Origin of the sequence: Lactobacillus sp. 23-2 (genome assembly GCF_044902225.1) — a bacterium.
GTDB lineage: Bacteria > Bacillota > Bacilli > Lactobacillales > Lactobacillaceae > Lactobacillus > Lactobacillus absianus.
Window position 1 is genome coordinate 121,411 of the sequence record NZ_JAOQBX010000004.1, and the last position, 10,401, is coordinate 131,811.

Consider the following 10,401-nt stretch of genomic DNA (forward strand, 5'->3'; position numbering starts at 1 on the left):
TCTACTCGATCTCAGAGATTGCTTCCGCTTCGCTCAGGCGCTGAATGCCCAGCTTCTCGGCCTTGGCGAGCTTGGATCCGGCATCTTCGCCGTAAATCAGACAGTTCGTCTTCTTGGAAACTGAGCCGGTCACCTTGGCTCCAAGCGTTTCCAGCTTCTTGGTGAACTCGCTTCTGGTGTAGTGGGCCAGTTTCCCGGTCAAGACCACGGTCTTGCCCTTGAAGAAGTTGTCCGCGGCCGCTTCTGGTGCTGCTGGCCCCAGGTAGTCCATGTTGACTCCGGCTTGCCGCAGCTGGTCAACCAGTGCTTGCGCTTCCGCCTGCTTGAAGTAGGCCGTCAAAGATTCAGCAATCGTCATCCCTATTGTATCGATTGCGGTCAGATCTTGCACGCTTGCCTGCATGATTTTAGACATATTTTTAAATTTCTGGGCAATCAGTTGGGCCACCTTGCCGCCGATGCCGTCAATCCCCAGACCAAACAGGAGCAATTCGACCGAATTCTGCTTGCTGGCCGCGATTGCCGCCAGCAGCTTGTTGATGGACTTTTCCTTGAAGTGGTCCAGCTGGCTCAAGTCATCCGCGGTCAGATAGTAAAGGTCAGCCACGTTGTGAACCAGACCCTTGTCAATCAGCTGCTTGACGATCTTGGGGCCAAGCCCCGCAATGTTCATCGCTTGTCTTGAAGCAAAGTGGGTGATCCCTTCTTCAACTTGAGCCGGGCAGGACGGGTTGATGCAGCGCAGGGCTACTTCATCGTTCAGGTGGACCAGCTTGTGGCCGCAGGAAGGACACTCGGCCGGAATTTCGTATTCCTTTGAATCCGCTGGCCGCTTGCTCAAGACGACTTCCGAAATTTCCGGAATGATGTCCCCGGCCTTGTGCAGCTTGACCGTGTCGCCCAGTCTGACTCCCAGCTTCTGCAAGAGGTCTGGGTTGTGCAGGGAGGCTCTGGCAACCGTCGTGCCAGCCAGCTGGACTGGATCCATGACGGCCGTTGGCGTGACGACGCCAGTCCGACCGACGGTCCATTCAATGTCGCGGACAATGGTCTCCTCCTCTTCAGGCTGGAACTTGTAGGCAATTTCCCACCTTGGGACCTTGACCGTGTTGCCCAGTTCCTGCTGGAGGGCCAGGTCGTCGACTTTCAAGACGATGCCGTCGATCCCGTAGACCAGGCTGTCGCGCTTCTTAGTGTATTCATCGATATAGTCAAAGACTTCTTCCAGGCTGGCCAGCTTGCGGCCAGTCTCATTGGTGTGAAAGCCCAGCTTAGCCAGTTCCTGGATGGCCTGGTGCTGGCTGCTGATGCCCTCGGGCGGGTTGACCCAGGTGTAGATGAAGGTGCTCAATTGCCGCTTCTTGGTCACCTTGGGGTCAAGCTGGCGCAAAGAGCCCGCCGCCGCGTTTCTTGGATTGGCAAAAACCGTCTCTCCCTGGTCGTCGCGCTCCTGGTTAAGCTTGGCAAAGGCTTCCTTGCCCATGTAGCACTCGCCCCGGACTTCGGTCGTCAGCTTCTGGGGCAAAGTCTGGGGGATATCCTTGATGTAGCGGACGTTGCTCGTCACGTCTTCGCCGACCCGGCCATTGCCCCGCGTTGAAGCCCTGAAGAGCTTGCCGTCTTGGTATTCCAAAGACAGAGACAGACCGTCGATCTTCAATTCGACATTGTAGGTTACTGGATGGCCAACCGCCTTTTGCATCCGCTGGTCAAAGTCCCGCAGCTCTTCCTTGGAAAAGACGTCGCCCATGGACAGCATCGGCACTGGGTGCTCAACCTTGGGCAGATCGCTGTTGACGCTGCCGCCAACCCTCTGCGTGATGGAGTCGCTGCTTCGCAAGGCTGGAAAGGCATTTTCCAGATCCAGAAGCCGCTGGTACTTTTGGTCATAGACATAGTCTTCAACTTCCGGTGCGTCTTTGGCATAGTAAGCTTCTGCCCATTCATCCAGCTGCTTGCGCAAGGCAGCTGCTTCTTTTTTTGCTTCTTCTAAAGTCTCAGCCATTATTCTTCCTCGCTAATCGTCATGAATCAGTCAACCTTCTTAATTGGGGCAAAGGCAGCCAGAAGCCGTTTTTTGCCCTTAGAGGCAAAGGCAATGTCCAATTCCATGTCTTCGCCGGTCCCATTGACCTTGATGACCACGCCCCGGCCCCAGGTCTTGTGCTCAACCTGGTCGCCCGGATGCCAGCCCTTCTTTTCCGCGCCGACAGCCCCAGCGGCCTTTTGAGCCGTCCGCTTGGCTGCCTGCCCCGCGCCTTTTGGCCGGGACTTGTAGCTGGAGTAGCCAGCCCGCTGGGCCCGCTTGGCAAATGGAGCAGCGGCTGCGATGTCCAGGTCCAGGAAGCTGGAAGCGGCAGACTTGCTTGGCGCTGAGCCAGCCTCTGTTTCCAGGTCCTCATCATTGATTTCGCCGATAAAGCGGGACTGCGGGTTGTACTGCTTGCTCCCGTACATCATTCTGGTGTAGGCCGAAGTCAAAAAGAGCTCTTCCCTGGCCCGGGTAATCCCCACATAGGCCAGCCGCCGCTCTTCTTCCAGCTGGCTAGGATCCTGGTCGTTGATGGCCCGGCTGAGCGGGAAGATCCCGTCTTCCATCCCAATCAAGAAGACGACCGGGAACTCCAGCCCCTTGGCCGCGTGCAGAGTCATCAAAGTGATGTGGTCCGCCCCTTCTTCCAGATCGTCCTGGTCACTCAAGAGCGAAACTTCCGCCAGGAAGTCGCTGAGACGGCTTGCGTCCTCATCTTCCGGCTCATAGCTGCTGTCAAAGCGCTGGGTGACGGTCGTAAATTCCTTCAAGTTGTCCAGGCGGGTTTCAGCTTCCAAAGACCCTTGGGCCTCCTGCTGCTTAAGGTCATCCAAGTAGCCAAAGTCGTTCAGGATCTTGGCCGTCAGGTCGGTTACCGTGTGGTCCTGGGCAAACTCAATGCAGTCCTGCAGGTGGTCGCTGAAGGCCAGAATCTTCTTGGCCGCGGCATTGGAGACCTCAGAGACCTCCACGTTGCGCATGGCTTCGCCAATCCCGCAATTGATCTGATCCGCGAAAGCCAGCAGCTTGGCGGTCGTTGCCGCCCCGATGCCCCGCTTTGGCACGTTGATGATCCGGTTGAAGCTCATTGAGTCGCTTGGATTGGCTACCAGTTTCAAGTAGGCCATGACGTCCATGATTTCCTTGCGGTCGTAGAACTTGTGGCCCCCGACGATCTGGTAAGGGACGTTGGCTTCAACCAGTGCTTCTTCCATCCCTCTGGACTGGGCGTTGGTCCGGTAGAGGATGGCAAAGTCGCCGTACTTTCTGCCCTTGTCCTTGACCTCTTCCTTGATCTTGGACAAGACGTAGTGGGTTTCGTCACGGTCGCTTTGGGCCTGGTAGTAGTGGACCTTTTCCCCGTCGCCCTTGTCAGTCCACAGTCTTTTGGCCTTCCGGTGCTCATTGTGGTCAATTACGGCGTTGGCAGCCTTTAAGATGTGGCCGGTTGACCGGTAGTTCTGCTCCAGCTTGACCGTCTTGGCGTTCTTGTAGTCTTTTTCAAAATTGAGGATGTTCTCCATATTGGCCCCGCGCCAGCCGTAAATGGACTGGTCGGCATCCCCGACTACGCAGATGTTGTGATAGCCGGCAGCCAGCAGGCGGCAGAGCTCGTATTGGGCCTCGTTGGTGTCCTGGTATTCATCTACCAGAATATAGCGGAACTTGTTCTGATAGTAGCGCAGAGTCTCTGGATTGGACTTGAACAGTTCCAGGGTCTGCATGATCAGGTCGTCGAAATCCATGATCTGGTCGCGCTCCAGACTGGCCTGGTACTGCTTGTAGACGTCTGCCACTACCTTTTCAAACGGCCCGCGGGCAATTTCGGCGTACTGCTTTGGCTTCAGCAGGCTGTTTTTGGCGTTGGAAATTTGGGACAGGACGTTTCTTGGGACGTAAAGCTTGGGATCCAGGTCCAGCTGGCGCAGGATCCGCTTGACCAAGGTCAATTGCTCGGACGGGTCGGCAATTGAAAAGTTGCGGTCATAGCCGATCTGGTCCCCGTCCCGGCGCAGGACGCGGACGCAGAGGGCGTGGAAGGTGGACATCCAGATGGAGCGCGCGTCTTCGCCCAGCAGTCCCAGCTCTCTTTCCCGCATTTCGGCCGCGGCCTTGTTGGTAAAGGTGATGGCCAGGATATTCCAAGGAGCGACCCTCTTTTCTTCAACCAAGTAGGCAATCCGGCGGGTCAATACGGAAGTCTTGCCACTTCCCGCCCCGGCAATTACCAAGAGTGGACCTTCAGTCGTCTTGACGGCTTCTACTTGCTGCGGATTCAATCCTTGTAAAATCGTTGCTTCAGTCATGCGTGTTCCTTTCCAAATCGAAAAATATCAGCTCACCTATTATAGCAAAAAACAGCCGCCGGCTCAGCCGGCAGCTGTCGTTTTCGCTTGCTGCTTTTCTGTATTTTACTGGTCGTACTGGTTCAGCTTGTACTGCTCAATCAGGTCGATCAGCTTGGTCGCGTAGTCCGGATCAGTCGCGTAGCCATCGGTTACCAGGGCCTTGGCCTGGCTCTTGTAGTCCTTGGCTGCCTTGACGTCCTTGTACTGGTCCTTGTTCCAGTCCGTCCCATTCTGGAAGAGGCGGGCATGAGCCCGGATGGCGGCCTCATAAGAGTCATAGATCTGAAAGCGGCCCTTGACCGTGACCCATTTGCCATTGGTATATTCCTTGGTCGTCATGACCGCGGAAGTATACTTGTTGCTGCTCTTAACCCCAAAAAGGTTGTTGTATTTCTGGGCCAGCTGGCTTTGCCCATAGTTGCTTTCAAGGCAGGCCTGGGCAATCGTGATGCTCGGCAAGAGGTCGTAGGACTTGTCTACCTTTTGGGCTACGGGAGCAATGGTCTTGATAAACTGCTTGCGCTGGCGCTCCAGCTTCTCGGCTGCTTCCTTTTGGGCCTGCTGCTCCTGGCGGATCTGCTCCTGCTGGATGGCCTGGCGGCGGTAGTAGCGAAAGCCGACGAAGAGCACCATGCAAATGACCAGAATCCCGAAGACTTTGACCAAAATAATCAGCGTTTGCTTGTTCTTTTTTCTGTGTGCTGCCATTTAATCATTCATTTCCTGTTTCTATCTGCGCTTTAAGCGGTGGCTAAGCGGCGCGGCGACAATCGGCGTCACGATTCCGCTGAAGAGGGCTTCCACTGTCCCACTGGCCCCAAGCGCCGTCAGCAAAACGATCAGCAACGACTTGCTTGATCCGCTTTGGCCTAAGGCCCCGAGCAATTTGCCCGGGTCGTTCCAGTAAAAGGCGGCTGACAGCAGGATGACCAAGAGGGTGTTGGCAATGGAAGCAGTCAATCCACTCAAAGTATAACCCGCAATCAAGCCTTTGTCTGTCTTGGCCTGCTTTTTAAAAGGCAAAATAATCAAGCCTGCCAAATAACCGGCTAAGACCCGGGGCAAAAGACAGATGACCGGATTTTGAAACAACAGGATGGTCACCAGGCTGTTGGGAGCCGCGTAGGCCCGGATCAAGCTGGTCAGGCCCCAGGCCAGACCAAAGCCGGCACCAGCCTTTGGCCCCATCAGGCAGGCATAGACCGCTACCGTCAAAGGGATGATGGTGATCGTCGGCAGGCCTGGAAAGATGGTGATGTTCCCGATATTGGGAATAAAGGCCTCCAGCAGCAGAATTGCCGTAAAAACTGCTGTAATCGTCACATTAAGGGTTTGCTTCCTCTTAGCAGAATTATTCATGTTTCTAGATTCCTATCCTCTGATTCCTTTGCTTTTAATTATATATGTACACTAGTTTTATATTTGCTTGATGATACTCACGAGAATACTATAGCATAAAGGAATCTGCACATAAAAGGCCTAAAAATAGACACAAAAAAGGAGCCGTTTTCCAACGACTCCCTGATGGTGCGGACTAGAAGACTTGAACTTCCACGACCTAAAGCGGTCACAAGATCCTTAGTCTTGCGCGTCTGCCAATTCCGCCAAGCCCGCGACACAAGTATTAGTATACCATGTCTTATAAAATGTGCAAGGGCTAGGGGGATTTTTTCTTGACCAAGGGCTAGTTCAAGTGCTCCACCAGGCGCAACTGGCCACCGCAGCGGCCGCAGAAATAGCAGCGGGTATTGATTCTCCGCACGCGGGGATACTTCAGGCCGCACTTTTGGCACTGGTAGAGGTACTTCCGCTGCTGCCGGCGGCCCTGGCCAATATTTGGCGCGTAGCGTGACCCCCCTACCCGCTTTAAGAGGACCTTGAAGTCATGATCTTTGTGCTGGTAGCCTAGGCCCAGCAAGTGCAAGTGATAGTGGGTCAGCTCATGCTTGATGATGCCGGCCAGATACTGGCGGTTTTCCGCCTCCAAAAAGTGGGCGTTGATTTCCAGATGGTGGTCATCCAGGTGGTAGCGCCCCCCGGTCGTTTTCATCCGCCGGTTGATCTTAACCTGGTGGACAAAGGGACGGCCAAAAGCTTTTATCGAGATTTCTTCAACCAATTTTTGCAATTCTGCTTCATTCATGCTCCTAGTTTAGCAAAAAATTCCCCGTAAAGGAGCTTTTGGGTCTTGGATGCAGTAGTTGCAGGGACTGGAGCGCCAGTTGGGAACTTTTCGGGAATGGACTTCGAGATTTTGGGCTTATTTGGGCATTTTTCCACTTTTGACTCCCGAAAAGTACCCTACTGCGGCGGTTTCTCCCATATTCGCTTGCCGAAAGCAAAAAACTCATCTAATTTAGATGAGTTTGTAAGCCGCTTCTTGTTAAGCATCAATGTCTTAACATAAGGAGCTTGAGGAGACCGATATTTTAACAATTCAGGAATTGAAGTTTTTGATTTTTGTTTCTTAAATTAGAGGAAGTTGAATTACTAGTCTGACAGCTCAGCGCCATCACTGGCAATGACTTTCTTGTACCAGTAGAAGGAGTCCTTTGGCAGCCGCTTCAAGCTGCCTTGCCCCCGGTCATCGCGGTCAACGTAGACGAAGCCATAGCGCTTGCGCATTTCCCCGGTCCCGGCAGAAACCAGGTCGATGCATCCCCACATGGTATAGCCCATGAGGTCAATGCCATCAAGATTTACGGCATCACGCATTGAAGCAATGTTCTGCTGCAGGTAGGAGATGCGTTCCTTGTCGTGAATCTTGCCATCGGCCGCGACCTGGTCATTGACGCCGATCCCGTTTTCCACGATCCACAAAGGCTTGTGATATCTGTCCCAGAGCTGGTTCAAGGCAATGCGGAGCACGTCTGGGTCAATTGCCCAGCCCCAGTCATTGGTCTTAAGATATGGGTTCTTGACGCCGCCAAGCAGGTTGCCGCTGGCGTTTTCGCCATCATTGTGGGTCGTCGTCGTTGAAGATGAGTAGCAAGAGAAGCTCAGGAAGTCGACTGGGTATTTGGCTAAAAGTTCGTAGTCACCCGCTTGGTCAGCCAGCTTGATGCCCTTGGCCTCATAGTCCTTCCAGATCCAGTCTGGATAGCGCCCGCCAGTCTGCACGTCGCTGTAGAACAGGGTCCGGTCCATTTGCTTCAAAGCCGTCAGCTGGTCAGCCGGATCAGCCGTCAAGGCGTAGACCGGCTGGTAAGCCAGCATTTGCCCGACCTTGATTTCCGGATCGATCTCCCGGGCGGCCTTGACCGTCAAAGCACTGGCCAGGAATTGGTTGTGCGCGCCTTGAGCCTTGCTTTGCTCATCGTCAGTCATGATGCCGGCGGCCAAAAATGGCGCCATATAGATGCAGTTGATCTCATTGAAAGTCAGATAGTACTTGACCAGGCCCTTGTAGCGCTTCATCACCGTTTTGGCGTAGTTGACGTAGAAGTCGATCACGCGTCTGTCGGTCCAGCCATTGTACTTGATGGCCAAGTTCAAAGGAGTCTCATAGTGCGACAGGGTGACCAGCGGCTCAATGCCGTACTTGCGGCATTCCTTAAAGACTTTTTCATAGAATTCCAAGCCTTTTTCGTTTGGCTCAGCGTCATCGCCGTTCGGGAAGACGCGGGACCAATTGATTGACAAGCGGAAGACCTTGAAGCCCATCTCGCCCATCAGCTTGATGTCTTCTTCGTAGTGGTGGTAGAAGTCAGTCCCAGTATGGCTTGGGTAGTAGCAGCCATCCAAGACGGCAGGCACGGCGCCTTCAGGGAAGTTCATCGGCTTTTGGAAGCTCAATTCGACATAGCCGGTCTCGCCAGTTTCTGGCTTGATCCAGGTAATCTTGCGGGCTTGCGTATGTGAGCCGTTGGTCATCACGTCGGCAGTCGACAAGCCCTTGCCATCTTCATCGTACGCGCCTTCATACTGGTTGGCGGCAGTGGCGCCGCCCCATAAAAAATTCTTTGGAAAAGTCTCTTGCATTTTTGGCACTCCTTTTCTCAGCAGGAACGTGTTTTCACATCAAAAAGTTGTTTTCAGACAGTATTTTTTAGACTGGCAAGCTGTGCTAGCGCAGGTCCAGGAACTTGTCGCCAGGCTTGACTTCGCCTTCAGCGACTGCTTCAACAGCCTGGTAGTCCTTGCTGTTGGTTACGACGACCGGCGTGGTCATGTCGTAGCCCTGCTTCTTGATCCCTTCCAGGTCGAAGTTGACCAAGACATCGCCAGCCTTGACATGCTGGCCCTTTTCAACGACGGTTTCAAAGCCCTTGCCTTGGAGGTTGACCGTGTCCATCCCCAAGTGCATCAAGATTTCCGCCCCGTTGTCGGTCTTCATGCCGACCGCGTGGCCAGTTGGGAAGATCATTTGAATGGTCCCGGCAGCTGGGGCGCGCAGAACGCCTTCAGCTGGCTCAACGGCTGCCCCTTTGCCCATGGCGCCTGAGGCAAAAACGTCATCCTTGACTTCGCTTAACTTGATGGCCTTGCCGGCAAGCGGAGCCAGCAAAGTTTCGGCCTTAACGCCGGATTCAACGATTTCTGGCTGGTTGGCAGCAGCGTTGTTGGCCGCGGTTGCCGTGTGGGTTGCTACGGCGCCAGTTGCCGCAGCTTCAGGTTCCCCGTAAAGGGTTGGGATCTTAGTCATCATCGTCAAGGCAAAGCCCAGAACCAGTGAGATGACTGAGCAGATAGCCAGGTTGATGACGCTGGAGAAGGAACCGGTCTTAGGGTTGATGTATGAAGGGAAAAGGAAGATCCCCATCCCGCCCATGGCGTAAGCAGTTACGTTGGTCAAGCCACAGTAAGCGCCTTGGATGGCCCCAGCAACGCAAGTCATGATAAATGGCGTCTTCATTGGCAGGGTAATCCCGTAGATGGCTGGTTCAGTAACCCCGAAGATTGAGGAAACCAAGGCTGGGGTAGCGAGTTCCTTGACTTTCTTTTCCTTGGTCTTGATCATGATGGCAGCCAAGGCACCAGTTTGCGCGAAGCAGATCGCTACTGAAGGGTTGAGCAGCACTGACCAGCCCTTTTGCGCCAGGTCCATGATTGCCAAAGGAACCAGGCCCCAGTGCAGACCGAACATAACCAGGACTTGCCAGAGAGCCCCCAGGACAACCCCGTAAAGGATTGGGCTGAACTTGTAGATGGCTTGGAAGGCAACCCCGACCCAGACAGCCAGCGTGTTGGCTACCGGCCCGATCAGCAGGATTGACAAAGGCACTGAGATCAAAAGCGTGAAGAATGGAACGGCGAACATCTTAACATCAGTTGGCATCCAGCTGCGAAAAATGTGTGTAGATGTGTATTTTAATTTGGACTAATGGAATCACAGAGGTCTAATGCTATTGACCCTACACATCAGCTTTGACGCTTTGCTCACAAACATTTTTCTTATTGCCGTCATCACTGGTATTCCGATATCTCAACTAGGAGGTAATCGTATTGACCAGCGCAGGCACTTGCGTACCACTCTTGCAACTTCATGGAAAGGCTCTCGCCAATCCTCGGGTACAGCTAACCCGCATGACTATGGCCGAAGCCACAGCCTTAACTTCACTTTTTGAATTTATAGCGCCTTATTCAATTCTGGATGCTCAACCAGCGCTAAAAGACTAAGCATCGCATTCTTGTCCCGATCTACAACCTTGTTGTAGTTCGGGCATTTTTCGTTGTAGCACACGTATTCATTGTGCTTGGTGCCATGCTTTTTATTGCCAGAAAGGGTGATCTTTTCATCGCCCTTCTTGACGTTGCCACAGGCTGCACAGCGCTGAGTGGATGGATACAGCTTGTTTGCCAAAATAAGCTCCTTGCCGTACCAATCGCACTTGTAGGTCAAGATCTGCTTAAACTTGCCAAACATTGACCGATGCACGCCTTTAGAGGCTACATGGCTCATCAGCATGCCCTTGACAGACAGATTTTCGATTACGATCTTGTCATAGTCTCTAACCAGTTCAGTCGTAAACTTCTGGATCAGGTCGTTTTGGATATTGCCAGCCTTCCGATAGCATGCTT

9 protein-coding genes and 1 tRNA gene are annotated in these 10,401 nt (G+C 53.5%); 1 reads left to right on the top strand and 9 read right to left on the bottom strand.

The annotated features are described in order from the left end of the window. Window position 1 precedes the first annotated feature (1 nt). The 6 genes from ligA to OCH80_RS02930 all read right to left on the bottom strand — a co-directional run bounded on the left by ligA (window position 2) and on the right by OCH80_RS02930 (window position 6,523). Window positions 2-2,005: an NAD-dependent DNA ligase LigA gene (gene ligA, locus OCH80_RS02905; RefSeq protein WP_404537746.1), complete on the bottom strand. Its 2,004-nt coding sequence runs from the start codon at window positions 2,003-2,005 to the stop codon at window positions 2-4. Between the two features lie 26 nt (window positions 2,006-2,031). Continuing rightward, complete coding sequence (pcrA, locus tag OCH80_RS02910) at window positions 2,032-4,338, bottom strand: DNA helicase PcrA (protein ID WP_404537748.1); 2,307 nt, start codon at window positions 4,336-4,338, stop codon at window positions 2,032-2,034. A 105-nt stretch (window positions 4,339-4,443) separates the two neighbouring features. After that, the gene (locus OCH80_RS02915; RefSeq protein WP_404537750.1) at window positions 4,444-5,088 is read right to left on the bottom strand and encodes a glycoside hydrolase family 73 protein; all 645 of its coding nucleotides are present in this window, start codon (window positions 5,086-5,088) and stop codon (window positions 4,444-4,446) included. A gap of 21 nt (window positions 5,089-5,109) precedes the next feature. Continuing rightward, window positions 5,110-5,739, bottom strand: a complete 630-nt coding sequence (locus OCH80_RS02920) for an ECF transporter S component (protein WP_404537752.1) — start codon at window positions 5,737-5,739, stop codon at window positions 5,110-5,112. Between the two features lie 166 nt (window positions 5,740-5,905). After that, a tRNA-Leu gene (locus OCH80_RS02925) sits at window positions 5,906-5,994 on the bottom strand. A 70-nt stretch (window positions 5,995-6,064) separates the two neighbouring features. Next, window positions 6,065-6,523, bottom strand: a complete 459-nt coding sequence (locus tag OCH80_RS02930; RefSeq protein WP_404537754.1) for a SprT family protein — start codon at window positions 6,521-6,523, stop codon at window positions 6,065-6,067. A gap of 45 nt (window positions 6,524-6,568) precedes the next feature. Between OCH80_RS02930 and OCH80_RS02935 the strand changes: the two genes are divergently transcribed. Then, window positions 6,569-6,787 (top strand): hypothetical protein, encoded by a 219-nt coding sequence (locus tag OCH80_RS02935; RefSeq protein WP_404537756.1) that lies wholly within the window; start codon window positions 6,569-6,571, stop codon window positions 6,785-6,787. Between the two features lie 83 nt (window positions 6,788-6,870). On the opposite strand, the gene OCH80_RS02940 is transcribed toward OCH80_RS02935, so the two are convergent. The 3 genes from OCH80_RS02940 to OCH80_RS02950 form a co-directional block, all read right to left on the bottom strand. Further along, window positions 6,871-8,361 (bottom strand): glycoside hydrolase family 1 protein, encoded by a 1,491-nt coding sequence (locus OCH80_RS02940; protein WP_404537758.1) that lies wholly within the window; start codon window positions 8,359-8,361, stop codon window positions 6,871-6,873. Between the two features lie 85 nt (window positions 8,362-8,446). After that, on the bottom strand, window positions 8,447-9,658 hold the full coding sequence (locus tag OCH80_RS02945) for a glucose PTS transporter subunit IIA (protein WP_404537760.1): 1,212 nt from the start codon (window positions 9,656-9,658) through the stop codon (window positions 8,447-8,449). 291 nt (window positions 9,659-9,949) lie between these two features. Continuing rightward, the coding region (locus OCH80_RS02950; protein ID WP_404537762.1) for an RNA-guided endonuclease TnpB family protein at window positions 9,950-10,401 on the bottom strand (452 nt) is incomplete at its 5' end.

What these genes read in the sequence shown, in the direction of transcription:
- ligA (WP_404537746.1), bottom strand. Translation starts at nt 2,005, where the DNA reads ATGGCTGAGACTTTAGAAGAAGCAAAAAAAGAAGCAGCTGCCTTGCGC.
- pcrA (WP_404537748.1), bottom strand. Translation starts at nt 4,338, where the DNA reads ATGACTGAAGCAACGATTTTACAAGGATTGAATCCGCAGCAAGTAGAA.
- OCH80_RS02915 (WP_404537750.1), bottom strand. Translation starts at nt 5,088, where the DNA reads ATGGCAGCACACAGAAAAAAGAACAAGCAAACGCTGATTATTTTGGTC.
- OCH80_RS02920 (WP_404537752.1), bottom strand. Translation starts at nt 5,739, where the DNA reads ATGAATAATTCTGCTAAGAGGAAGCAAACCCTTAATGTGACGATTACA.
- OCH80_RS02930 (WP_404537754.1), bottom strand. Translation starts at nt 6,523, where the DNA reads ATGAATGAAGCAGAATTGCAAAAATTGGTTGAAGAAATCTCGATAAAA.
- OCH80_RS02940 (WP_404537758.1), bottom strand. Translation starts at nt 8,361, where the DNA reads ATGCAAGAGACTTTTCCAAAGAATTTTTTATGGGGCGGCGCCACTGCC.
- OCH80_RS02945 (WP_404537760.1), bottom strand. Translation starts at nt 9,658, where the DNA reads ATGCCAACTGATGTTAAGATGTTCGCCGTTCCATTCTTCACGCTTTTG.